This window comes from Paenibacillus mendelii (assembly GCF_024498075.1).
GTDB classification, from domain to species: Bacteria; Bacillota; Bacilli; order Paenibacillales; family Paenibacillaceae; genus Paenibacillus_Z; species Paenibacillus_Z mendelii.
In genome coordinates, this window is the sequence record NZ_JANHOF010000006.1 from 163,564 (window position 1) to 188,780 (window position 25,217).

A 25,217-nucleotide genomic window follows, 5' to 3' on the forward strand; every position below is an offset into this window, starting at 1 on the left:
TCCTCCGTACCGTTACAGAACCCTCGAGTTTCCGCTGTTCGAGTTAGAACGAATATCAGCTTTCACTTAACACTTCTTGCCTGCATTAAACAGTGGAACGGATAAAAACTTTCACCAAAACTCTTTAAAAAAGTATATTATAGTTTTATAATGTATACGTAAAACGTCATGGTATATACTTCAAAATACGGAGCAAAGACCAGTCGAACCGGTCCTTACCGGAACGAGAGAAGAGGAGAATAGACGATGGATCGTAAATTGTTAGAACAATTTCAACAACCAACTCCCGCTTTCCAGGGAAAGCCGTTCTGGTCATGGAACGGCAGGCTGGAGAAGGAAGAGCTGCTTCGCCAGATTCACATGTTCAAAGAGATGGGATTTGGCGGCTTCTTCATGCATTCCCGTACAGGCCTGCAGACCGAGTATCTGGGTGAGGAATGGTTTGAACTGATCAATGCTTGTGCGGAAGAAGCGGAGAAGCTGGGCATGGAGGCTTGGCTATACGATGAAGACCGGTGGCCGAGCGGCACAGCGGGCGGACTTGTTACGGAGGAGCCCAAATATAGACTGAAGTATATCCGGCTGCGGGTTGTTCCGGCTGTGGAATTTCAATGGAACCCGGAAGCGGTTGCCGCATTCATATGCAAGCTGGACGGATTAGCCTACACGGACTGCCGCAAGCTGAGCAGTGCCGAGGAGTGGCAGCATATTGCCGGCGATACCCAAGCGCTGGAAGGGCAGCAAATCCTTCTGTTCACCATTGAGGAGCAGGAGAAGGAAAGCTTCTATAACGGCTATACGTACCTGGATACGATGAACCGGGAAGCGGTAGACCGATTTCTGGAATTAACGCATGAGAAATATAAATTGAACTCAGAACAACATTTTGGCCGCGCCATTCAAGGCATCTTCACCGATGAGCCGCACCGGGGCTCGTTGATGGATGGCTTTGGGGGGAACAACGCCGATCCTCATTGGCTTGCGCCATGGACGTATACGATATTTGACAAGTTCAAGGAGAAATACGGCTATGATTTGGTGCCTCTCCTGCCTGAACTGTTCCTGCAGCCTGAGGGAAGAAGCATTTCGCCGGTCAAATGGCATTACACAGACCTCCTGCAGGATATGTTCCACGATAATTTCGCGAAACCGATTCAGGAATGGTGCAGAAATCATAATCTGAAATTAACGGGACATGTGCTTCACGAAGACAGCTTAGCCGCCCAATCGGCCATGATTGGCTCGGTCATGCGCTATTATGAGCATATGGATTATCCAGGTGTCGACGTGCTGTCAGAAGGCAACATGAACTTCTGGATCGTGAAGCAGCTTTCTTCGGCAGCCCGCCAGCTCGGCAAGACATGGCTGCTCTCGGAGCTGTACGGCTGCACCGGCTGGCAGATGCCGCTGGAAGGGCATAAAGCCGTGGGCGATTGGCAGGCGCTGTTCGGCATTAATGTTCGCTGCCATCACTTATCCTGGTATTCGATGGAGGGCGAGGCGAAGCGGGACTATCCGGCAAGCATCTTCCGTCAATCGGGCTGGTGGAGAGAATATGAAGGGCTGGAGGATTACTTCTCGCGGTTAGGGGTCATTCTTTCGCAGGGGACGCCTGTATGTGAGCTGCTGGTCTTGAATCCAGTGGAAAGCGTATGGTGCCAAATCTATCCGGGCTGGTCGCGCGGTCTTGGCGCACAGTCGCCTGCTGTTATCGAGCTGGAGCGGCATTATCAGACCACGTTCCATTGGCTCTCCGGCGCACAAATCGACTTCGATTACGGCGACGAGGAGATGATGTCCCGGCTTAGCAGCATCGAGCGCGATGAGAACGGCAAGGCGATTCTGCGTGTCGGCGAAGCGGTCTATCGGACGGTGCTCGTGACGGGCATGACAACGATGCGCGCAACGACCCTGCGTCTGCTGGAAGCGTTCCGTGAAGCGGGCGGTTCGGTCATTGTGGCCGGCGAAGCTCCGCATTATATCGATGCGGTTCCATCGGAAGCGGCCGAGCAGCTGGCTCGCCGATCCACGCATGTGCCTTTCGTGCAAGGAGAGCTGGTTCAAGCGGTGTCCTCTGAAATCGAGCTGCCTGTAACGGTGCGGGATGCGCAAACAGGGAAGCCGATTGCGGATATCTTCGTACAGGTCCGTCAAGATGAAGGCAATCTATATGCCGTTATCATGAACATGAACCGCAAACAATGGCATCGGAACGTTGAGATCGTGATTCGTCAGTCAGCCGCCGCTGTAGAGGAATGGTTCTGTGCAACAGGCGAACGACTGGCGGTTCCTTACGCGAGCGAAGGCGGCATACCCGCATTCGTGACCGATTTTGCGCCGACGGGCGAGCATGTGTATGTGATTCGTACCGCTGCTTCGCCGGAAGCTGCCGCAGCCAAGGCACTGCCTTCGTTGATCCGGTATGAAGAGACGAAGACGGCTGAGCTAAGCGGCTCCTATGCTTACCGTTTGAACGAACCAAATGTGTATGTGCTCGATCGGGCGGCCTATCAGATCGACGGCGGCAGCTGGAGCGCGCCGCTCGAAATATTGAAAGCAGACCGGGCAATCCGCCGGGAGCTAGGGATGCCTTATCGCGCCGGTGATATGATACAACCGTGGTACAGAGAAAAATTCATGCAGGAAACGGTACAGCAGGGTACGCCGCTTGCACTGCGCTTTACCCTTAACGTAGATGAATTGCCGCAGGGCAGCGTTTACTTGGCGGTAGAACGGCCGGAGCGTCTGAACATCCGTCTGAATGGTCAAGCGTTGGGCACACAAGTGAACGATGAAGAGTGGATCGACCCATGCTTTGTCAAACTCGTTATTCCGTCTGGCGTGCTTGTGGCTGGCGAGAATCAGCTGGACGTATCCTTGGAGTTCCACCCTGGCTTTGATTTGGAGGCCATGTACCTGCTCGGAAACTTCGGTGTCCGGACCGAGGGTACGACTCGAACCATCGAGAGGCTTCCTGAACGCCTGAATGCGGGAGACATCACCAAACAAGGACTTCCATTCTATGGCGGTACGGTGACGTATAAGCTTGATGCGGAGCAGCTGCAGCAGGCTCTTGACGCAATCGGCGGCGACGACTCCGGCCGAGGCGGGAAAGCTGTCATTGCCTTCCCTTCCTTCGATGCAGCCTGCATCAATATGAGGTTCGGAGACCAAGCATCCATGATGGCGTGGCAGCCTTATGAGGCGGATCTAGCTGCAGGAGAAGCGGAGTTCGACATGGTGCTTACGCGCCGCAATACATTCGGACCGCTCCACCAACTGCCGCTTCATACGCCGCATTATGGACCGGACAATTGGGTGACGGAAGGCGCGTCATTCTCGGAGGCCGATGTTCTGCTTCCGTCAGGACTTCTTGGAGCGCCGAGACTGGTATGGAAACGGGAGCTCCCGGCACCCTCCGGGCTGCGTTAAGATGTTCCGTATATGTAAAAATAATGAGTCATTCTAAAGCCGCCCCCGGGAGCATGCTTCTGGGGGCGGCTTTCTTGCACGGCTATATACCTCGTCATATGGCTGTACGGTCTTAACGATCTGGATAAGGTGGAATTATACGTCTAAATACTATTCCAAGATTGCAATCTTTCAATAGACATTTAAAGTATATGCATTTATCATTAAGTATACATAATAAGAAAGATTGATAGTTATTGTACCGGGAGGGTGATAAGGTTGAAAAATTGGGAAGCTCAGTGGATTTGGACAGCCGGACATGAATCGGAGAACAATGTGTATGCCGAGGCGCGTAAGACATTTCAATTGGATTCGCCCGCAGCGAAGGCGGATATTCGAATAACAGCCAATCAGCATTATAAGCTTTCTATTAATGGTAAGGAAGTGGGAAGAGGTCCATCTCCCAGCGACAATCAGTGGAAATATTTTGACAGCTATGACGCAGCTCCTTATTTACAGTCGGGCGATAACATTATAGCCGTTACGGCATACAACTTTGGCACGGAACGAATCGTAACCAACCAGATGCAGGGACCGGGGGGAATCTTACTCCAGCTCGACATCTATAACAGCGATACGGCCCAAGCCGATATAACCATCGCCAGCGGCGCAGACTGGAAATGCCGCCGTTCGCCGAGATGGGTGGCGGGCACGAGCCGCCAGCATTACTGGGGAGGGTTCCGGGAAATTTATTTGGCATCGGCAGAGGACGGCTGGGAACAGGCAAGCTATAGCGATGCGGCATGGCCGGCCGCTCGCGTCGTTGCTGAAGCTGAGCAGCTGGATTCACCATGGCCGCGGCTCCTTCCAAGGGAGATTCCACGCCTGAAGGAAAGCCTTCGCCAGCCGAAGGCGCTCATTGGCTGCGAAGCTTTCCTGGGCCATATCAGCTCGGCTGATTCACTATTGGAAGGTGCTGACGTTGAGCCGCAGAATAAGGGGCTGACGATCGATGCCTCCGTTCCCGGTTCCTATCCGCAGGTTACGTATGATTTCGACCGCGAGGTTGTCGGGTATACGGAGCTCGTCGTGGAGGCGCCGGAAGGCGGCGTTCTGCAGCTCTTCTATGGGGAGGCGCTGGAGCTGGAGCTGCTCGATACGTTCATGCTCAAGAAGGGGACCAACCGGCTCTCTCCATTCGGACGCCGTGCCTTCCGTTATTTGAAGCTGGCCGTTCAGTCTACCCTGCAGCCGATTACGATTCAAGAGCTGAATCTGCGGTTCGTCCATTATCCGTTCCCGGAGCATGGAAGCTTCCGCAGTAGCGACGAGCTGCTCGACCGAATTTGGGAAACAGGCAAATATACGACGCTGGTGAACAGCCAAGACCACTTTGAAGACTGTCCTCTTCGCGAGAAAGCGCTGTGGGTTGCCGATGCGGTGGTCATGGCGAAGGTTGCTTATCAGGTGTTCGGCGAAACGGCCATCGTCCGGAAGAGCTTGCTGCAAAGCGCGCGCAATCAGAATGAGGACGGCTCCATCCCGGGAACGGGTCCGGAGAAGAATACATTCGTGCTGCCGGATTTCTGCGCTCATTGGCTGTACGGCGTGAAGGAATATTACGCATACAACGGCGACGTATCCTTCCTGCAAGAGGTTTGGCCGAATATCGTGAAGCTGTCCGAATGGTTCGCCGCCCAAGAGGATTCGGAAGGCCTGTTCAGCCGGGCAGACAGGAACGGCTGGTGGTGCTTTATCGATTGGTCGGAAGATATCGAGCGGAAGGACCGGGTAACGGCGATCTCCTGCTTCTATTACAAGTTTCTTAAGCTGTCGGCTGAGATCTCGGACGTGCTCGGCGAGAAAAGAGGCGCGGAGTTCAGCCGTAAAGCTGTGCGTCTTCGTGCTGCCATCCGCGACCGTCTTCGTATTCCCGGCAGCAAGCTGTTCGCGGATTGCATGACGGATGAGGGACTTTCCGGCAGCGTTACCGCACAGACGAACTTTGCCGCTGTCTGGTCCGGCATTACCGAGGACGACGAGGCTGCCGAATTCATTCGCGACGTCTACTTGACGGGACGGCTGCCGCGCATCAGAGGGGCGTTCTTCTACCACATTGTGCTGGAAACGCTGTTCAACCACGGTTTTGCCAGCGAAGCGGTCGAACAAATTCGTTATTACTGGGGAGCCATGCTGGACAGAGGCGCAAAAACATGGTGGGAAACGTTTGATCCCGAGCTGCCCTTCTGCACAATACCAAGCCCGTACCAGGGTCATACGCCGACATACTTGCAGGATGCGATCCCGGTTAGCCATTCGCACGGCTGGGGAGCGTCACCGACCAATTTGCTGACCAGCGAGGTGCTTGGCGTCAACGTCGCCAATCTTGGAACCGGAGTAGTCACATTGAGCCCGACCATTGTAAGCGGAGTAACATGGGTAGAGGGCGTTGTTCCGACTCCTATGGGAGATATCCATGCAAGCTGGCGCACGGAGGATAATGGTCAGGTTCGCTATGAGGCGGTGATGCCGAGCGGACTGAAATGGACAGGTAATGGTCTTCATGATGTTCAGGTCGAGCAGCTGGGTGATACGGTCCGCATGACGGGCCAGATCGGATCTGGTGGCAGCGGCGGCATTCAAGTAAGCGAGCCAACGTCTATCTCAGGCCAGGAGTAGCGTGCGGCCGGCGGTTTTGTTGTCGCGGGTTACTGGTTACTCTCGCAGCAACAAGACCGCCGAACAACCCGCTGAGAGGGCGGGTTTCGCCAGGGATGGTCCAAGCCAGGCATGAGTTGTTTCTTCAGCGCGTAGGTATAAGTGGGTTGGGTTACTAGGGCAGGCAATCAGATTAGGGTACCGGAGAGGATGAAGGAAGAATGCCAAGTTACAGGCATGCCGCATACGCAGGAGAGTCAATCGTAATCGAGAACGATGGGATGCGTTTAGAGATTCATAAGCGGCCTACAGGCTGGGGATGGGGCGAAATTTATTCGCCGGATGGTAAGTTCGCCGCGGTCATTGAACATTTTGGCGAGCTGATGCTGCGCGACCAAGAGATGCCCATGAGACTGGAAGCCGACACGATCGAGAGGGAGAGCGGGGCATTCGGGGAGCGTCTGACGTTACGCGTGAAGTCGCTGGTCGTGCAGGATAAGCTGCGCGGTACTTCATTCGATTCTTGGATCCGTTATCCGTTTCAGGAGCCATGCATGGAAGGCGAGGTTGTCCTTACGCTGCCTCCGGGCAAAGCACCTCTGCAATATCAATTCAAGCTGATAGCCAAAGCGAATTTATTCGCCAAATATTGCCGCGGGCCTTGGATCAAAGCCGGCGCCGATTCCTATGGCAGCAGTAAAACAGACGGGATACTGCCGGGTGTCGAATGGCTCGAAGGCGATGAATGGTCCAGCGGAAGCGACTGGTTTAAGGATCCATGGGCATTGCGGACGGTTCCGCACCCGAACAAGGTCTCTATTCCCGTCATGGCGATCAGCCACGAGGGGTTAGCCGTGGGCCTGTCGTGGAATCCGAACTCGGATGCGACGAGATGGTTCAATTACCGCATTCACCGCCAGCAGCCGGTCTTCGCATCCCCGAACTTCATCGACCGGATGAACAATCATTTGATGGGATTAATGATACCGGATGCTTCTGGTGAGAATGGCGAGAATCAGGTGGAAGCAGCTGCACCTCTCGAGCTGCACCCCGATCAGGTCGTTGAATTTGAAGGGGAGGTATTCTTGTCGGAGGGCAGCAGCTTGGATGCTGTTACGGATTGGGTGAAGCGCAACGAGCTGCCGGAACCGCCAGCCCCAAGATGGCCGCTTGAGGACGCTTTGGACCGAATTGCGAACGCTTATGCTAACCGCTTCTGGGTAGAGGGCAAAGGATTTGGCTTTGCTCAGCATCCGGGAAGCGGCAGCCCGGCCGAGCCGCGATTCGCTGAAGCTTATCTGGCTACGAGGTCGGACAGGCCTGCAGCGGCGGCGCTGAAACAACGCGTCGATTGGTGCCGTGAACAGACCGGCTACCGGAAGCCGCATCATCGGCTCGGAATTGTGGGTGCAGCGTCGACAATGGCCCGCGAGAAGCTGCTGGAACAGGGCAATAAGCTGATGAGCCATCAACGCGAGGACGGCGCGTTCCCATTCGATCCGGATGGCCGCCACTATATGAAGGATGACTTTGTCGTGGCGCGTGAATACTTGGAGCCGATGGGGCTTGCAGGCGACACGGCGCTTGATATTACGATCACGCCGGCTGCCGATTTAATCGCGCTCTACGAGCAGACGGGCGAAGAGTCGTTTAAAGAAGCCGCCATACGGGCGCTCGAGTTCTGCATGCCGATGCGCCGGCCTGAAGGCGGCGACTTCTGGGAGACGCCGCTTCACAGCCCGAACCTGCTAGCGGCCGGGCATGCTGCGAACGCATACGCAATGGCTTTCAGGGCGTTCGGCGACGAGAGGTATAAGGCCAAGGCGGTTTACTGGCTGCGCTGCTTAATTCCCTTCACGCATCTGTGGCAGCCGAAGGATGTTCCGATGATGTATAACACCAAGCCTTGTCTATGTTCAAGCGACTGGTATTTCGCCAACTGGGTGCGGGATCATGTACAATGGGAGGTACTGGAAACCTTCGCTTCCTCCGAGGCGCTCGGAATCGATTGGAATGAATGGGACACCGAGATCGATTGGCACCGTTTCCAAGAAGGCATTACCGTGGCGGCGCTCCGCTGGATGGTGGATCACCGCGACAACCAATGGCGGCCGCATAATTTGCCATGGACGCTGGATCTATACAATCAAGGGCTGCTCGATGACTGCTATGCAGATACCCATAATAGCGTGACGGGACTTTATGGGGGGATGGTTATTCCTCCGGATCCAATTGCCGTCAATTTGCTTGCTATATTAAACCGCAAATAATAGTTTCCGGAAAGGAAGAACGATCATGAAAATCACGCAAGTGAGAGTGTTCGTAACCGGTAAGAAGAAGAATGCGGAACCGCCTAAGCCTGAGGTTGTCAAAGAAGAACCAAAGGGACAGGCGGTAGAAAAGCAGCAGGGATCGTGGCTATCAGAGACTGTTATTGCAAATCCGATGTCCGGATATCCCGAGTATTTTGCCAAGCGCTCCTCCTGGCTGGGTATGGGAAACCGTATCATCGTCCTGGTGGAGACGGACGAGGGAATAACCGGCATCGGCGAGAGCACCGGAGGCATGGCCGGCGCAGCGATTATCAAGGAGCACTTTAGCAAGTTTCTCATCGGTCAGAGTCCGTTTGCGGTAGAGCGGCACTGGGACGTCATGTTCCGGGTTGCGCTCCCTTACGGCCGGAAGGGGATTCCGGTCATGGCGATGTCCGCCGTCGATCTTGCTCTGTGGGATTTGTGCGCGAAGGCGCGGAATGAACCGTTATACCGTTTGCTCGGCGGCCCCGTAAAGGAACGGGTTCAGGCGTATGTAACCGGCAATGACTTCGATAAGACGAAGGAACGGGGATTTCTCGGACAGAAGCTGGCTATGCCATACGGCCCGGCTTCCGGAGAAGAAGGGATGCGCAAGAATGTGGATCTCGTCCGGCAGGCAAGAGAAACGCTGGGGCCGGACAAAGAAATTATGCTCGACTGTTATATGGCATGGAACGTGGATTATACCGTCCGAATGTCGGAACGCCTTGCCCCTTATCGCGTGAAGTGGATTGAAGAATCGCTCCCGCCGGATGATTACGAGGGCTATGGTGAACTGAACCGTAAGGTAACCCATAGCGCAATCGCCACCGGAGAGCATGAATATACCCGATACGGCTTCCAGCAGCTGCTTCAAGTGCGCGGTGCCGAGATCCTGCAGCCGGACATCTGTTGGTGCGGGGGGATTACCGAAGCGAAGAAGATATCGGCGATGGCTTCGGCCATGCACATCCCGGTTATTCCTCATGCGGGAGGGCTTCAGCCTTGGGCGCTCCATCTGATCTTCGCTGATTCCAACATCCCGTTCGCGGAATTTGCTTACATCAACGGAGCGGACCGGGATAATTACGACCCGATTCTGGAAGGAATTCCAGCGCCCCGCGATGGATGGTTCAGCCTGCCTGAAGGAATTGGAGCCGGCATACGGCTCCGCGAGGGAGCGGAGCAGCATCTGACCGAGCTTGAGTAATGACTGCATATGCATCTCCAAGGGTTCCCGTCTTTATAATTTATTGTGAGAACGATAGGAGTTGAGCCGGCGATGGGCAAATTAACGGGGAAAGTCGCCTTAGTGACGGGAGCTAGCAGAGGGATTGGCCGGGGCATCGCGATAGAGCTTGCCAAAGAGGGCGCAAGCATAGCAGTCAATTATACCGGCCGGGTAGATGCCGCAGCCGAAACGGTAGTCATTCTTCGCGCTTTAGGCGTTCAAGCGGAGATGTACCAAGCGAATGTCGGTGTTCCGGCAGAAGCGGCGGCAATGGTGGATCAAGTGGTTCAAGATTTTTCGAAAATTGATATTCTCGTTAATAATGCAGGTATATGCCCGTTTGCCGACTTCTTTGACATCGATGAGGAAAACTGGAGGCGGACGATAGACGTCAATCTGGGCGGGGCCTTCTTCTGCTCCCAGGCCGCTGCGCGGCATATGCGGGATGCGGGTAAAGGGGCGATCGTGCATATCGGCACGGTTACCAGCTATCGGGCGGGCGCAACGCAGGTCCATTATGCCGCAAGCAAAGGCGGCATTAATTCCTTAACGACGTCTATGGCGTATTCCTTGGGGAAATACGGGATTCGCGTCAACGCCATTCTATGCGGCGGCGTGCCGACCGATATCAATACACCGCCAGGTGAACCGATAAGGCGCAAGGCGCCTAATAAGCATCTGCCTATGGGAAGGATTGGCGATCCGGAGGATCTGGGGAAAGCCGCTGTATTCTTATGTACGGACGATAGCGAGTGGATTACGGGAACCTTATTCCCTGTTGACGGGGGCTACTTAGCCACATGACCGAACGAGCGTCAGCAAGCCGACTATGAGATCGGCGGCTGACGCTCGTTTTTTGTTAAAATCGATGGTTTGAGGAAGGTTTCCCAACCCAACCTTAACCTTCCACGAGCGGTAATAACAAGAATAGGCTAGAAAAATGAAGCATTCGTCCGTTCTTGCGCATCACTCCAGTATAAAGTATACTTTATGTAAGAGTTAAGGAGTGATCTCATGTTAACGGAAAAGTCGGGGAAGACACCGATGTATCAATTTATCATGGAGGATATAAAGGGGAAAATCGCAGAAGGGATCTTAAAGCCCCATGACCCGCTGCCTACCCAAATCGATTTAGCAAGACAATATAATACAAGTGAGATTACTTCACGCCGGGCGTTATCCGATTTGGTGCAGGAAGGCTTCATCTATCGGGTCCGGGGCAAGGGCAGCTTCGTGCAGGAGAACGCGGCGGAAGCAAGTCCCAAAGCGATGAGCACGATCTACTTCGCTCAACAGAATTTAGATGTGCAGCTGTACAACCACAGATTCTTCGCCGATACGCTTGCCGGCATTAAGGAAGTGTGCGAGGAGAATGGCACAGCGTTCTACATGTGGGACATCGGACCAAACTACGAGCTCCCAGACGATCCGAATGCAGGTATTATTCTGGCATCGAACGACCAATTTGACCTTTCCAAGCTGATTAAATGGCGGGATGAAGGGCGCCGCTTGGTTACGGTGCATTTTTATTACCCACATTTGAACATCCCTTATGTGATCGTCGACAATTTGACCGGCGGATATTTGGCTACGCAGCATCTATTATCCTTGGGGCATGAGCGGATCGGCATTATATTGACCGGTGCTTCCATGGTCGAGATGAATCAGGAGTTCTCGCTGCGGCTGCAGGGCTACCGCCTTGCGCTCTCCCAGCACCAGATTCCGTTTGATCCCGATCTGGTATGCGTAGTGAATAATGGCTCCGAGCAGCCTGAGATGGGCTACGAGGGGTTCCAGACACTGATGGGGAAGAAGAACCGTCCAACCGCTGTATTTGCAACCAGTGACTACAAGGCGATCGGTGCCATGAACGCCGCACGTGAAATGGGCATCAATGTGCCGGAGGATATGAGTATTATTGGCTATGATGACGTAGTTATGAGCCAATATACCTTTCCGAATTTGACGACGGTCAATCAGAATACGAAGAAGCTCGGTGAACGGGCTGCCGAGATGCTCTTGTTCGAGCTTCATGAGAATCAAGGGAAAATCTTGAAGGATGAGATCGTGCCAAAGCTTATCGTCCGTGACAGCTGTGCGGAGGGGAAAGAATAGAATAGTAATAATGAAATAATAATTGCTCCCATAATATGGGGGCTTTTTTTATTAATATTGTTTTGGTAAACTCGCGGTGAAGATATAATTTCGAACCAAATGTCACAAATTAGACACAATATTTACCAATTTGTAACATATTGACAATAAGAATTCTTTTTGCATTATTAATAATCAATTGCATTTTTCTTCAGCAAGGTATATACTTAATCAAGCAAAGTATACAGCAACATGAGTGGCCTGATAATGGCATACTGGGAGTGACAGGCACACGGAATGGAATGACGTTACGGGGTTCAGGTAAGCGGTTACTTGCTTCATGATTCGACTTTAAGGAGAGGTTACAGTGAAAAGTAAAAGATGGTTAGCGCTAGTCTTGTGTTCTGTTCTTATGCTTTCTTTACTCGCAGCTTGTTCGAAAGACAATTCCGGCAACACGCCAAGCACCCCTTCGAACAACACCAACGAGCCTGCGCCGGGCGGTGACAAAGAAACCGATCCTCCTGCTGCGTCCGAGCTTTCAGGGACGATACGTATCTCCATTCCCAACGGATCCGCCAAAGTGTGGAATGCCGTGGGAGGCGCTTATATGAAGAAGCATCCTGGAGTTAAAGTTGAAGTGGACAACAAACCTGCTGAAGGCTACAAGGAATGGCTGACGGCTCAATTCGCAGCCGGTACGCCTGATGTGGATTTGGTTGTGAATAATGAGGTAGTCAGCTTGCAGGCCGATAAGAAGTTCGTCGACCTCTATCCATTTTTTGAAAAGGACAATCCTTACACAGGCAAGAAGTGGAAAGAAAGTCTGGACCTCGATGCCATGGGAATTAATCTGTCCGGTATGGGCGCAGAGGATCATCTCTACAACCTGAATTTCGAGTCGGTACAGATCGTATGGATCTACAACAAGGAAATCTTCGCAAAAGCCGGTGTAACTGAGGCTCCGAAGACGTTCAACGAGCTGATCGAAGCTTTCAAGAAGGTAAAAGCAGCCGGGTTTACGCCGCTTGCACTGGACGGGAATGCAAAATCCATGTGGAGCGGTCAAGCCGGATGGCTGGTACGGATCTATGCCGACCAATACTTGCGTGATTACATTAATATCGTGAAGTCGCAGGAGCAGGATTACACGTACTTGCCCGAAATCGATGAGAACTGGAAATATGATATCAATGATCCGTATAACGATTCCAACAGTAAAGTAACCAAAAACGAACTCCGTCAATGGAAAGCCATTAAAGACAAAGAAGGTCCATTCAAAATTGCAGGCAATCCAAAATGGAAAGCGTATATGGAGAACCTGAAAGAATTGTTCCAATATACACCAAACGGATTCTTCGGAGTTAACGCCGATCAAGCCTACAACCTGTTCCTGACAGGTAAAGCGGCAACGATGGTTGGATCCCCAGCTTCCTACTGGCAGCTGCCGAAGGACTTCGCGGATGAGAAGAAAACCGGCTCTAAAGGCGGCGTGAAGTCGTTCGAATACGGATTCTTCAATATGCCGACGATGGAAGGCCCTGAAGTAATGGCACCTGTACGTACGATTCAAATTCCGGTTGGCTTCTACGGCTTCGTAGCGAAGGACGCGAAACAAACGGAACTGGATGTTGACTTCATGATGTACCTGACAAGCCCAGAAGGTTACGGGGTTTATCTGGAAGCAATTCAGAACAGCACGGATGCAGCGCTGTCAGGCGTACCAGCCTTGAAAGACATTACATTGCCTGAAGAACTGGGCAAAGCATTCGCAAACTTTGAACCAATTGGTAACACGGAAGGCTTCAACAGCCCAGGCAACAGCCTTGCTCGCGGTCTGTGGGATTACCAGCCATCCGTACAGGATTGGGTCGGATCGATTCAGAAATATTTCGCCGGAACGATCGATACGGATAAATATTTGACTGATCTTCAAGCGAATATTGATAAATATTTCGATGCTGCACTGAAGGATCGCAAGAAGGAGCTCTCCGATTTAGAGAATCCAGAACGCAGACCGCCAGACCGCAATTAATTAAAGTTACATCTGGAGCCGATTTGCACGGACGCCTTGTCCGTGCAAATCGGCTTTAACGGACAAGAGAAAGGAGGATCGCCGTGAGAAAACTAACACAGGTCGCAATTGCGATTCTATTGCTGCTCTCTCTCTTCCCGGCGGTCGTACAGGCCGAGGAGGGCTGGTCTGTCGAGCAAGCGGGCAACATTACTTCCATCTCCGTAGCGGAAGATGGATCACGAATAGCGGTTGGCGGTTATGGGGCTAAGGCTTTCGTTTTTGATTCTGCGGGCAAACAGCAATTTGCAGTGGATGCAAAGAACGTCGTTACAGGGGTTAACTTACTTAATAATGGAAACTTAATCGTATCATCGGACGATCGGCATTTGTATGCTTATGACTCTGCTGGGAAATTACTATGGGATACAAACATGAAGCGCCAGGTTAAGGACGTTTCATCGTCTCCGGACGGCTCGATCATCTCGGTTATCATTCAGAACAGCACGGAGCTCCAGTATATCGATGGGGCGACAGGCGAGGTGAAGGGTACAGCCGACATTAGTATTGGAATGAAATCGGTGAGCGTCTCCGGCAACGGGCAATGGGTCGCGGTAGGGGCAACCGATCAATATATTCATTTGCTTGATTCGGAAGGCAAGGTTGTACGCAAGATGGGCCTCGACAGCGCGGTAGAGTCTGTTGCTGTGTCGGATGAAGGCGAAGTTGCTGCCGGTACAACCGCCTATGCGGTGGAGCTGTTCGACAAAGAAGGCAAACGGGATGCAAAATTGGCCGCCAAGGATATTGTGACGGATGTGGCATTCACAAGAGATGGACAATTTATCGGGGTGTCGGATTTCTCGGGTAACTTCTATGTATTCTCCAGAGCGGGCAAGAAGCTGTGGGAAACAAAAGTTAGCGGTGCCGGACGGGAAGTCGAATTCGATAAGGAAGGCAAGACGCTGTATGGCGGTACCGAGCAAGGCCAGGTTCATAAGTACGACGTTGGTACTGTAGTTGAAGGGGCCAAGAAGCAAGCCCGCAATCAAGCATTGCTCTTATCGGCCATCGGCGTTGCCGTCGTGCTGTTAATATTGTTTGGTCTGTATGTGATGAAAAAGCGGAATCGTCTTGGGATTTTCAAGACCATCTGGCGCTCGAAGCTCATCTATCTGGGGCTTGCACCATCGTTTCTGCTGTTATTCGTGTTCCTGTATTACCCTGCATTCTCCGGACTGTTCCACTCCCTATATGATTGGAATCCCGGCGGCAGGACGACGTTTGTCGGCTTGGATAATTTCAAGCGGATGTTCGAGGATCCTTACGTTGCCAAGGGGATGGGGAACTTAGGCCTGCTTATCGTAACAGGACTATTCAAGACACTCATTCCGCCGCTAATTGTGGCTGAATTGATCTTTTTCCTACGCAGCAAAAAAATGCAGTATTGGTTCCGGACGGCCTTTACGGCGTCGATGATTATTCCAGGCGTGGCGATGCTTCTGATCTGGCAGAATCTGTACGATCCCAACATCGGTCTCTTTAACCAGCTGTTAAGTGGTTTGGGACTTGGCACTTTCGCGCATGCGTGGTTAGGCGATCCGAACACGGCACTGTGGGCGATCATCTTTATCGGTTTCCCTTTCATCGGAATCCTGCAGCTGCTTGTATTCTATGCGGGACTGCTCGGCATTCCGGATGAGCTGATTGAATCGGCTAAGATGGACGGGGCAACGCTGCCGCGCATTATTCGATCCATTCATTTGCCGCTGCTTGCGGGGCAATTCAAGTTTCTGATCATATTAGCACTTATCGGCATTGTCCAAGATTTCAACGGCATTCTGATCGTAACAGGCGGCGGCCCGATGGATTCGACTTATGTCCCGGCGCTGCAAATGTACTATGCCGCGACCAAATTCGATGATCTCGGTTATGCATCGGCGCTCGGCGTCGCGATGTTCTTCGTTATTCTGATCATTACGGTCATCAATCTCAAGTTTCTCAAAACGCAGGATTAGGAGGGGATACCTTTGAATACGGGCGATGTAACGAAGGCGACCGTCAAGGACAAAGGATTCCCTTGGCAGGTTGTCCGGCAGGCAATCATTATTATCATACTTTGCCTTTTGGCTTTTATAACCCTGGTGCCGATTCTGTTCATGATTGTCAGCTCATTAAAGAGCAACTCGCAAATATTAGGCAGCTTCTGGTCGCTGCCTTCTCCGCCCCAATGGGGCAATTACAATGAAGCGTTCAGCAGTATTTGGCGGTATATTATGAACACGATTGCCTATGCGGTCGCAGGCAGCTTGATTGTTATCGTACTATCATCGATATCCGGCTATATCTTCGCCAAGAAGACGTTCCCGGGTAAAGAAATGCTGTTTCTGATGATGCTGGCCATGATGATGATTCCGGGTGTATTGACGCTTATTCCATCCTTCGTTCTGTACGAGAACCTGGGACTGACCAATACGCCGTGGGTTATTATTATCGCGAGTGCCGCAGGGGGGCAAATATTCGGAACGTTCCTGTGCCGGAGCTCGATGTCGGGGATCCCGAACGAGCTGTTCGAGGCAGCGCGGATGGACGGTGCGACAGAGAGAACCGTCTTCATCCGAATGGTGCTTCCGCTCTCGTTGCCCATTCTGGCGACCTTGTTCATCATGCATTCGGTCGGCGTGTACAATGACTATATTTGGCCGCTTCTCACCATACGGGATAGCAACATTCAAGTTATCGCCGTAGGACTCACGTTATTCAAGAAGCAATTCGGCGTTACCGATATGGGCGTACAATTCGCGGCCTACGCGATTTCGTCTATTCCGCTGGTACTCATCTTCTCATTCGGGATGAAGTACTATATCCAAGGGATGACGCAAGGCGCACTCAAGATGTAAACGAGAAAGAGATGGCAGTCACGAACGTGTTGACGTTCAGGACTGCCATCTCTTTGTTTATACCAATCATGGTGGAAGCTATGGCGGCTATTCTGCAATAATCTGTTTCTCGGATACGAGAAACCATTCTTTGGAGAAGGTTGGCTTCATATATAAGCGAACATAATAATTTCCTGTCTTATCGAAATTGTATTCGGTTGTATCCGTTAGAAACCAGAAGTTGGTTTTCGAACCGCGCGCATCTAGAGATTGAATCAGCTTTTCTTTGTTCTGAGGGGTTGTGATCGTAATTTTTAAATCCGAGATGTCCGTCTTCAAATTATCGACCTGCGCTAGCACACTGATCGAATGCGTGCCCTTGGGTACATTGCCGAAGGCACCTTTGGCGGAGAGTGTCGTTAAATGGACATTAGGTTTATAAATGTTCAGTTTACTCTGTTCTTCGTCCCAATTGAGCATCACCTGCTGCTCATTGGTGAGCTGGCTTAAGGGGACATAGACCTTGCCGTCAATCAATACAGCTTTGCTGCTCTGCTCGGTGTTATTCACAACTATTTTCACATCGTTTGACATGGCGTAGAGCAAAGAACCACCCCATAAACAAAGGATGAGCAGAATGACGCCAACCCGTGTTTTCATAAAAGAGCCCTCCCTATATGTTCTAATAAGAGGTTATACTTTCAAAATCTGTAAAGGTTGTGTTGATTAAGATATCATTTTATAAAAAAACGCTAGTTTCCCTGGGAAAAGGACTTTCCTGGGGCGGTTACACCTGCAATTCTAATGAGCGGGCAGTCGACCGGATGTGAGCGGCGGCGGCTTGATATTCCTCGGAGGTTGATAGATGCTCCAGCATCAATGGAATATCGGGATCAAGCTTGCTTAATTCGCGCAGAAACGTCGGGTAATGCAGGGCACCCTTGCCGGGAACTGTCTCATCCAGATGAATGACGGTCAGTGTTTCGTCGAGCAGCAGGTCCTTGGCGTGGCAGCTCTTAATGTATGGACCAAGCTTGTCGAAGCATTCCTTAATCAAGGCTGCGTTGTTGAAATACAACTGCGGGCTGGATATAAGGTTGACCGGATCGAGATGAACGGCGAACTGCGGCCGGTCGATCGCATGGACAAGCCGGACATAATTGTCGACGGTGTCGGGGAATACCCACTGCATGGTCTCTAGCGCGTAGAAGCTCTTCGTCGGCTTTACGCTATCGATAATTTCCCTGACCGTGTCAACAATGAGGGCAAAGGTATCCGCGGATAGATTATCCGGGTGAGGGCCGGCCCAATAGGAAGATCGGGAACCTGCGATGTTGACGCAGCATCTTGCGCCAACCTGGTCTGCTAAGGCTAATCGTTGTTTACAGTATGCAACAGCCTTCCTTCTTATCTCATCGTCCGGGCTGATGGGATTGCTCCAGGCTCCAACCTCGCCAATCACGATATTAGCCTCATGAGCAGCGCGAACATACGCTTGAAGGACGGCATCATCCTCCGCATTCAACTCTGGACAATAAGCAGCGGTATAGCCTTGGCGCTGCAGCGCTTCAATCCATTGCTCTGGATCGGAAGCGTTTTCAAATAGTGGCCCGCCTAATCTCATTACACTCAGCTCCTTGCTGCAGCAGCAGTATAGTCTCGTATATGTTCCATTTTATCGCAGATGGATGGAGAATGAATACAATATTATTTACGATTAGCATGGAACAGACGTCTTGCCGGTCCATATGGAAAAAAGCCCGTATGGAAGCCGGGACAGGCCTCCATACGGGCAATATGATCTAGGATGCAGGCATGGTGCAGTGGCGCTTGCAGCACGCCTGGCAGAGGTATTGATAGATTCAAGGGCTACAGCTTAAACCGGTGCGCCAGCGACTGCATATCACCCGACATGGCACGCAGGGAATTAGCAGAGGCGCTGATCTCTTCCATCGAGGCCAGCTGTTCCTCGGTCGATGCCGAAATTTGCTGGGCAAGCTGGCTGGCCTGTTCGGAGGCATGACGTACCTCCTGCAGAGCCGAGGCTATTTCCTGCGAGCCAGCACTCATCTGTTCTGCCGCAGCGGAAGCCTCCTGAACTTGGCTTACTACACTTCGGGTCGCGATTAGAATCCGCCGGAATGCTTCCCCGCTATGTTCAATGGACTGCACTCCTTCAGTCACCTCATGCTCACCCTTCTCCATCGCGGCTGCTGCTTGCTCAATATTCGCCTGAATGGTTGTGATGAGATCCGCAACCTGTCGGGCCGATTCATGAGAACGTTCCGCCAGCTTCTTCACCTCACCGGCAACGACGGCGAAGCCTTTGCCTTGCTCGCCTGCGCGCGCGGCCTCGATGGAGGCATTCAACGCAAGCAGATTGGTTTGCGAGGAGATATCGGTCATGACCTGTACAATCTCGCCAATCTCTTGCGAGCGTTCACCTAGCGTGGCTACGATGGAAGCGATGTCGTTGACGGTTGCCCGCACGGTATTCATTTGCTCGGACGATTGTACAATCAGACGGTTCCCCTGCTCGGCTTCCTGCAGAGTAACGGCGGAAGCATCATAGGCGGTAGATGAAGTGGACGCGACGCGTTGAATCCCGGCGGACATCTCTTCCATGGCAAGGGTGCTATCCTTGATTCTTCGCTCCTGAGTAGAACTGCTCACGACAACATTCTCCACCGATACGGAGATGGCATTCGTCGCTTGGGTTGTATGATCGATCGCTGCATTCAAGTCATTGGATGCAGATGAGAGTGAATCCGCCCCTGTTAACAGGCCGGATGCCATCTCCCTTAAGCTTCCGTTCATCGTGGCGAATGACCCGGCGAGCTCTCCGATTTCATCCTTGTTGCGGATCCGCAGCTCTTCCGTGCGCAGGTCCCCGGTGGCGAGCTGCCCGGCTTGATTAGCCAGCTTGCGCAGCGGTCTTGAGATATGAAGGCTGAATAGTGTCATCACAAGTCCGCCTGCGGCCCAGCAGCAGAGGAGTGTAATGATGATCGTATTCAGAATACGGGATTGACCTGTCGTATAATCCTGCAAATAAGAGCCGCCCGCAATGATCCATCCCCATTTCTTGCTGACCGCGGCATATGTAATTTTCTCGGCTTCTTTGGTGGATTTCGGCAGCGGCCAGTCATAATTGGTGAATCCGCCGCCGTTCTTTGCTTTTTCGATCACATCTTTTATGTAGTAGAATCCGCCGCTCGTCTTCTTGTCCAGAATGTTCTGTCCCTCGAGTGAAGGGTGAGCGAGCAAGTTGCCCTTCTCATCCAGGATGTAGAAGTAGCCATTCGGACCCAGATCGATTTTCGGATTAATCGTGCGGATGTCCCCATTCTTCGGTCCGATCAGGATCCGCTTTACTTCGTCCTGAGCATCCTTCTCCGACATTGTCCCCATTTCAACGGAGTGCTCGAAGGTAGCGGTTAACTCAATCCCCATTTTCACGATATTACTCAAATTTTTCTGGATCAATGAATCGGATTCGGTCTTTGAAACATTGTAGCTGATGATGCCCAAGATGGATACGGGTATAAGAAGCATCAAAAAAGATACAAGCAGCAGCTTGGATCGAATCGTCATCTTCAAAGTACGTTTGGTTAGCGCCATGGCTTTCCCTCCCAATGAGTTTTCCAGACATTTCTACTATCATACACCTTCAAGAGTATAAATGCTCATTTTTGTTGACATGATTTGTTATATTTTGTTGAACAATGATGATTAATGAGGAATGCCGAAGCGGCAATATTCGAGATCATGAAGAAATAATAATCGTCAATGGTTGCAACTTTATTGTTGCAGGATGCATCATAGGTCCAGGAGATAGAATTAACGAGAGGGGGAACCGGCCTGAATGTGGTGCAGGGCTTAAAAAATAGAGACGAAGCCGCGCTTCAAGCCCTCATGGAGCAGTATGGCGACTATTTACTCCGGACCGCCTTCCTCTTGCTAAAAGATTTGCAGGCAGCGGAGGAGGCCGTTCAGGATACGTTCATTACGGCATTCCGCAAAATTGAACAGCTGCGTGAAGAGGAGCAATTGAAAAGCTGGCTCACCCGGATCGCCATTAATCGATGCCGGATGAGGCAGCGGACATGGGGATGGCGGAATTTGCTGCCTTTTGCAAGGATGGAGGAGATCCCGACGGATGAGCATCACCCGGATACGGAGCTGCAAGTGATGCTGGAATGGCGCAATGAGAGGCTGAGTGACGCGGTTCATCGGCTCGATTACATCTATCGGGAAGTGATTACGCTCTACTATTATAACGAGCTTAGTATACGGGAGATCGCGACCCATACGGCAACGAATGAGAATACGGTTAAGGCGAGACTGACAAGGGGGCGGCTTCAGCTGCGCAAGCTGCTGGTGAAGGAGGAGGTTCTAAAGCTATGACGGATAAGGAACGGGAACGGATGAAATCGCGGCTGGACGAAGAATTGGATGGGATCACATTCACCGGTCATGCCCAGGTACGGAATCGGACGCATCCCCGAACATGGCGGGATAGGCTGTCAGCTTTCTGGAACAAGGAGCTGGAGCTGCCGCTCGTGCCGATCGGAGCAGCTGCCGCACTCCTGTTATTCTGGGGCGTGTCGCAACAGCCGGAGGACAGCGTTAGCGAGGAGGATCTCCGGTTGACCCAGCGTGAGCTGATCGAGACCGGAGGCAACACCTATTGGAAGGACGTCTATGAGGAGGCTGTACGGAAGCATGAAGATGAAAATAAAGGTTAAGGTGAAGCATCTCGTGCTGGCACTCCTCGCACTCGGTGTACTTATCCCGCTAACGGGGAAGGTGCTGCTTCCTCAGTGGAAGCTGTTTGTTGCAGACGAGCAGGCCGCGGGAGGGAATGATGGGATTACTAGCAAGGCGGAGTTGCTTGAAGCACTAGCCCATCCCGTGAATGATAAACAGAAGTGGGCATTAATCCGCAATCATATTATTGAATTCGGCGTGGAGTCGATCACTGCGGATGTGGATGTAACGGTTGGCCCGGGATCTACGCAAAGTGGAGGTATTGTTTCGGATGAGCAGATCGCATTAAGCTGGCCCGAGAAGCTGCCTTATTTGGAGCAATACGTGGAGGGGGGCCCGATTGATGGCTATTATACGAGAGCAGCCAGACAGATTGCCCTGTATTACGGGAACCAGGGTCAGCCGGATAAGGCGCTCCATCAGCTGGAACTGGCGGAGAAACGGATCACCAACGTACAATCGGACGATTACCTGTTGAAGGAAATTATGTTGGCACAGGCCAAGCTATTGGCCAAGCAGGACAATAAGACCGCCGCTATGGAAATCTTGGACCGGTTGACGAAGCAGCTGAGCACCAGTGATACACATCTGAACAGCGAGATCGTTCAGATCCGGGCACAGCTGCTGATGCGTGAAGGGAATTTGACAGAGGCGCTCGCTCAGGTCGAAAGGCAGATGGAGGAGATTGAACGATTCCAGGAGGAGGAGGAACTCAAGCAATTCCCGGACTTGAAAATGGTGACGACAGAGCAGCTGGCGCAGCTGCGTGATGAGCTGAAGCGGGTGCTGAAGCAAGGAGGCGAGGTATCCGTCGTCTCGGGAATCATTAAGCGGAGCGATGGGACGCCGATGCCTGGAGTTGCTGTTTTCTTGCGGCAGCAGAGTGCGGTCAACCATAGCGTTACAGAAGGTGAGCCCTATCAAACCGTTACCGGCACGGATGGAAGCTTCTCTTTTCACGGTGTGCTTGAAGGGAGCTACCAAATTTTCCTCGGGTTGAAATATGATCAGATCGATGGCTACACCTGGCCCGTCGACTCTAATGCCTGGCTCGATGTGAAGGGGGGGGAGGCGCCCATCAAGCAAACCATCGTATTTACCCCACTCATCGAACTGTCGTCACCCGTCAATCAGCAGACCGTGACCGAATCCTATATCGATTTTCAGTGGGAGCAGACAGAGGGCGCCACTTATTACAGCTTGGAGGCTACCGTTCCAATTAAAGGCGGATCCGTCGGCACGACGATTCGCACGCATATTAAGGACAACCGGATCCGAATTTCGCTAGACGAGCTCTATGAACATGCGGTGGGGATCTCTTATGGGGAGCCGGGCGATTGGGGCTCGATATCCCCAGGGTCGCTGCTGGGATTCACCGATACGGAGAATCGCTATTCATGGGGGGTATTGGCTTATGATGCAAGCGGTCGTCTGCTGAGTCGAAGCAGTGGATATCGGCTGGGGGAGGACACGGTGGGGAATCTGCCCTTCTTCTATATGAAGGAACGGACGATGACAGAAGCCGATCTACTGCTGCGGGGCGGCAAGCTGGACGCTGCGCTTGCTTCGTACAAGGCAGCTTATGAGCAGAATACGGGTGATGTTCACAGCATGCGGATGATCATTCGCATGCTGGAAGCGAAGGCATCCGTGATGGATGAGACGAAGTATGAGGAGGAGGCGCTGCAAGATCTGGAGAAGCTTCGAAAGCTGCGGCCATCGGCGAATGTTATGAATCGGCTCGCCTCCTATTACTATGAGAAGGAGGACTGGCCTGCGTATCATGAGGCGGTCGATGAATATTTGCGCCTCAGTAAAGTGCCGCTGAACGATTATGAACAGTCAGTTTATGCGACGGCGCTCATGAGACAAGGGAAGCTGAAGGAATCGTTGGAACGGTTCGAGCAGGCGCTTCGGGTGGATAGCAGCCATAGGTTTGTAGGCAATTACTTGGCGATACTCGTGTATGTGAACCCTTCACTGGATCCGGCCCTGAAAGCCGCTAATCAATATCCTGAACGCAGCTTCGGCATGGATTCGCGTGATTGGAGCGAGCTCGTGCATAAGCTGCAGGAAGAAGGTAAGCGGGTGGAGGCAAGCCAGGAAGAGGATCAATATGGAACTGCGGGTCAACCGGACGTGGAAGTGGAAGGACGGGAGAATGGAGATAGGAGCGAACAGCCGGCGCGGACGGAAGGATGGGAGAAGGAAACCGTTAGTCTACACGGAGCTTACCGGAAAGAGCTGAATAGGGTGCTCGACCTGTACTTCCGAGGTGAAGAAGAGAAGCTGGAATCCTGGATATCTGAATCCAAAGGCAACCCAGCCATGAGAAAGTTCATGCAAGCGCTGCTCGATGTCGGTTAGATGATCGAGTGATCTGCTGCAGTGCGAGCGCCGTAAGACCACAAAGTGGTCTTACGGATGTTTGCCGCAAGGTAATGCGCAGCTGTAAGACCGTTTATAGGCGTAACAGGACTAGATACGCGGTACAGAGCCGCAAGTTAGGCGCCGTAAGACCAGAAAGCGGCGTTACAGACGCCAGTTTCGAGAATAGCCGAGGCTGTAAGGCCGGTTTTAGGCGTAACAGCACAAAGACATGCGGTGCAGACACGCAAGTTAGGCGCTGAAAGACCAGAAAGCGGCGTTACAGACGCAAGGCTCTTGAAAATTCGGTCTGTAAGGCCGGTTTTAGGCGTTACAGATCAAGAAATGCGGTGCAGACACACAAGTTAGGCGCCGTAAGACCAGAAAGCGGCGTTACAGACGCCAGGCTCTTGAAAATTCGGTCTGTAAGGCCGTTTTTAGGCGTTACAGGACTAGATATGCGGTGCAGACACGCAAGTTAGGTGCTGAAAGACCGGAAAGCGGCGTTACAGACGCCAGGTTCGTGAAAAACCGTGCTGTAAAGCCGGGTTTAGGCGTAACAGTAGGGTGCTGCACAGAAACGGCTAATTAGAGAAACGACGCATACGGCAGCTGCCGTATGCGTCGTTTCTCTAATTAGGTTTACAGCTCAATCCGAAGCGGACCGAACGTAGTCTCAGCGCCGCCTGGAGGCGTTAGCTTCATCTCGATGAGATCGCCATCCTGCACCGCTCCGACACCTGCAGGGGTACCTGTATAAATGATATCCCCCGCATCCAGTCCGAAGTTAGCGCCAATGTAATCCACTAACGTTTGAACGGAGAAGATCATCTCCGCAGGTGAGCCGGATTGAATGGTTTCCCCATTCTTCAGGAGGCTGAACTGCAGCTCCGAGAAGCGGCTACCTTCTTCATAAGGAATGAAATCGCTCAAGACGGCCGAACCTTTGAATCCTTTGGCAAGCAGCCAGGGGTGCCGCTTCTCCTTCAACGCCGACTGTACATCTCTAGCGGTCCAGTCAATTCCGAGGGCAACTCCATCTATCAGCTGCTCCAAGGGCTTGTCCGCTTCGTAAGGCGCCCCGATGCGAACGACCAATTCAATTTCGTGATGGATCTCTCCGACCCCGCCTGGAAGGCGAAGGGTTCCTGCGGCAGGATGCAGAGCATGAGTCGGCTTGGAAAAAATCATCGGCTGCTCGGGTACGGCGTTTCCCAGCTCCTTGGCATGCAGCGCGTAATTCCGACCCACACAGTAAATATTTCGAATCGAATCAAATGCGGACATACGTTGATCACTCCTTTTCTGACCATATTATAACGCGTACACGTACTGGATTAAATGATGGATGCCGTTACTCACGGTTTTTTTGTCCATTGACAGGGTATGATGCCCATGGTAGTATGCCTGAATATCGCGGCTTGGCTGATCCATTGTCAAGCGCAGACTGACCGTTTAAGGAGACGAATGTTTAACGTTATGAATGCTGCCCCATCATC

The 25,217-nt window shown here is 52.2% G+C and carries 16 protein-coding genes; 12 read left to right on the forward strand and 4 right to left on the reverse strand.

The window, feature by feature from the left end; all coding sequences use genetic code 11:
* Positions 1 to 246: 246 nt before the first annotated feature.
* The 9 genes from NNL21_RS20285 (at position 247) to NNL21_RS20325 (ending at position 16,602) form a co-directional block, all read left to right on the forward strand.
* Positions 247 to 3,432, forward strand: a complete 3,186-nt coding sequence (locus tag NNL21_RS20285; RefSeq protein ID WP_204819789.1) for a glycosyl hydrolase — start codon at positions 247 to 249, stop codon at positions 3,430 to 3,432.
* A 249-nt stretch (positions 3,433 to 3,681) separates the two neighbouring features.
* Positions 3,682 to 6,090 (forward strand): alpha-L-rhamnosidase-related protein, encoded by a 2,409-nt coding sequence (locus NNL21_RS20290; RefSeq protein WP_373567583.1) that lies wholly within the window; start codon positions 3,682 to 3,684, stop codon positions 6,088 to 6,090.
* A 200-nt stretch (positions 6,091 to 6,290) separates the two neighbouring features.
* Positions 6,291 to 8,339 (forward strand): hypothetical protein, encoded by a 2,049-nt coding sequence (locus NNL21_RS20295; protein ID WP_204819791.1) that lies wholly within the window; start codon positions 6,291 to 6,293, stop codon positions 8,337 to 8,339.
* 25 nt (positions 8,340 to 8,364) lie between these two features.
* On the forward strand, positions 8,365 to 9,573 hold the full coding sequence (locus NNL21_RS20300) for an enolase C-terminal domain-like protein (RefSeq protein WP_204819792.1): 1,209 nt from the start codon (positions 8,365 to 8,367) through the stop codon (positions 9,571 to 9,573).
* 72 nt (positions 9,574 to 9,645) lie between these two features.
* Complete coding sequence (locus NNL21_RS20305; protein ID WP_204819793.1) at positions 9,646 to 10,398, forward strand: SDR family NAD(P)-dependent oxidoreductase; 753 nt, start codon at positions 9,646 to 9,648, stop codon at positions 10,396 to 10,398.
* 210 nt (positions 10,399 to 10,608) lie between these two features.
* Entirely contained in the window at positions 10,609 to 11,709 is a 1,101-nt protein-coding gene (locus tag NNL21_RS20310; RefSeq protein ID WP_204819794.1) for a GntR family transcriptional regulator, read from the forward strand.
* Between the two features lie 346 nt (positions 11,710 to 12,055).
* A complete protein-coding gene (locus NNL21_RS20315; RefSeq protein ID WP_256555356.1) occupies positions 12,056 to 13,723 on the forward strand; it encodes an ABC transporter substrate-binding protein in 1,668 nt (555 codons plus the stop codon).
* A gap of 83 nt (positions 13,724 to 13,806) precedes the next feature.
* Entirely contained in the window at positions 13,807 to 15,720 is a 1,914-nt protein-coding gene (locus NNL21_RS20320) for an ABC transporter permease subunit (RefSeq protein WP_204819795.1), read from the forward strand.
* Positions 15,721 to 15,732: 12 nt separating this feature from the next.
* Entirely contained in the window at positions 15,733 to 16,602 is an 870-nt protein-coding gene (locus tag NNL21_RS20325) for a carbohydrate ABC transporter permease (protein ID WP_256555357.1), read from the forward strand.
* An 87-nt stretch (positions 16,603 to 16,689) separates the two neighbouring features.
* Here the strand turns inward: NNL21_RS20325 and NNL21_RS20330 are convergent, their stop codons facing one another.
* The 3 genes from NNL21_RS20330 to NNL21_RS20340 all read right to left on the reverse strand — a co-directional run bounded on the left by NNL21_RS20330 (position 16,690) and on the right by NNL21_RS20340 (position 20,202).
* Complete coding sequence (locus NNL21_RS20330) at positions 16,690 to 17,241, reverse strand: copper amine oxidase (RefSeq protein ID WP_204819796.1); 552 nt, start codon at positions 17,239 to 17,241, stop codon at positions 16,690 to 16,692.
* A 127-nt stretch (positions 17,242 to 17,368) separates the two neighbouring features.
* Entirely contained in the window at positions 17,369 to 18,205 is an 837-nt protein-coding gene (locus NNL21_RS20335) for a sugar phosphate isomerase/epimerase family protein (RefSeq protein WP_204819797.1), read from the reverse strand.
* Between the two features lie 245 nt (positions 18,206 to 18,450).
* Positions 18,451 to 20,202 (reverse strand): methyl-accepting chemotaxis protein, encoded by a 1,752-nt coding sequence (locus NNL21_RS20340; protein WP_204819798.1) that lies wholly within the window; start codon positions 20,200 to 20,202, stop codon positions 18,451 to 18,453.
* A 246-nt stretch (positions 20,203 to 20,448) separates the two neighbouring features.
* Between NNL21_RS20340 and NNL21_RS20345 the strand changes: the two genes are divergently transcribed.
* Genes NNL21_RS20345 through NNL21_RS20355 form a run of 3 tightly spaced genes read left to right on the forward strand, consistent with a single transcriptional unit; the run spans position 20,449 to position 23,718 of the window.
* A complete protein-coding gene (locus NNL21_RS20345; protein ID WP_309145341.1) occupies positions 20,449 to 20,988 on the forward strand; it encodes a sigma-70 family RNA polymerase sigma factor in 540 nt (179 codons plus the stop codon).
* Positions 20,985 to 21,329 carry a hypothetical protein gene (locus tag NNL21_RS20350; RefSeq protein WP_204819799.1) on the forward strand — a complete coding sequence of 115 codons (345 nt, stop codon included), beginning with the start codon at positions 20,985 to 20,987 and terminating at the stop codon, positions 21,327 to 21,329. Before NNL21_RS20345 ends, NNL21_RS20350 begins: the two co-directional genes overlap by 4 nt.
* Positions 21,307 to 23,718 carry a tetratricopeptide repeat protein gene (locus NNL21_RS20355; RefSeq protein WP_204819800.1) on the forward strand — a complete coding sequence of 804 codons (2,412 nt, stop codon included), beginning with the start codon at positions 21,307 to 21,309 and terminating at the stop codon, positions 23,716 to 23,718. Before NNL21_RS20350 ends, NNL21_RS20355 begins: the two co-directional genes overlap by 23 nt.
* A gap of 642 nt (positions 23,719 to 24,360) precedes the next feature.
* On the opposite strand, the gene NNL21_RS20360 is transcribed toward NNL21_RS20355, so the two are convergent.
* Positions 24,361 to 25,005, reverse strand: a complete 645-nt coding sequence (locus NNL21_RS20360; RefSeq protein ID WP_204819801.1) for a fumarylacetoacetate hydrolase family protein — start codon at positions 25,003 to 25,005, stop codon at positions 24,361 to 24,363.
* Between the last annotated feature and the right edge of the window lie 212 nt (positions 25,006 to 25,217).

Coding starts and splice junctions, on each gene's coding strand:
- NNL21_RS20285 (WP_204819789.1), top strand. CDS start 247: ATGGATCGTAAATTGTTAGAACAATTTCAACAACCAACTCCCGCTTTC.
- NNL21_RS20295 (WP_204819791.1), top strand. CDS start 6,291: ATGCCAAGTTACAGGCATGCCGCATACGCAGGAGAGTCAATCGTAATC.
- NNL21_RS20300 (WP_204819792.1), top strand. CDS start 8,365: ATGAAAATCACGCAAGTGAGAGTGTTCGTAACCGGTAAGAAGAAGAAT.
- NNL21_RS20305 (WP_204819793.1), top strand. CDS start 9,646: ATGGGCAAATTAACGGGGAAAGTCGCCTTAGTGACGGGAGCTAGCAGA.
- NNL21_RS20310 (WP_204819794.1), top strand. CDS start 10,609: ATGTTAACGGAAAAGTCGGGGAAGACACCGATGTATCAATTTATCATG.
- NNL21_RS20330 (WP_204819796.1), bottom strand. CDS start 17,241: ATGAAAACACGGGTTGGCGTCATTCTGCTCATCCTTTGTTTATGGGGT.
- NNL21_RS20335 (WP_204819797.1), bottom strand. CDS start 18,205: ATGAGATTAGGCGGGCCACTATTTGAAAACGCTTCCGATCCAGAGCAA.
- NNL21_RS20340 (WP_204819798.1), bottom strand. CDS start 20,202: ATGGCGCTAACCAAACGTACTTTGAAGATGACGATTCGATCCAAGCTG.
- NNL21_RS20350 (WP_204819799.1), top strand. CDS start 20,985: ATGACGGATAAGGAACGGGAACGGATGAAATCGCGGCTGGACGAAGAA.
- NNL21_RS20355 (WP_204819800.1), top strand. CDS start 21,307: ATGAAGATGAAAATAAAGGTTAAGGTGAAGCATCTCGTGCTGGCACTC.
- NNL21_RS20360 (WP_204819801.1), bottom strand. CDS start 25,005: ATGTCCGCATTTGATTCGATTCGAAATATTTACTGTGTGGGTCGGAAT.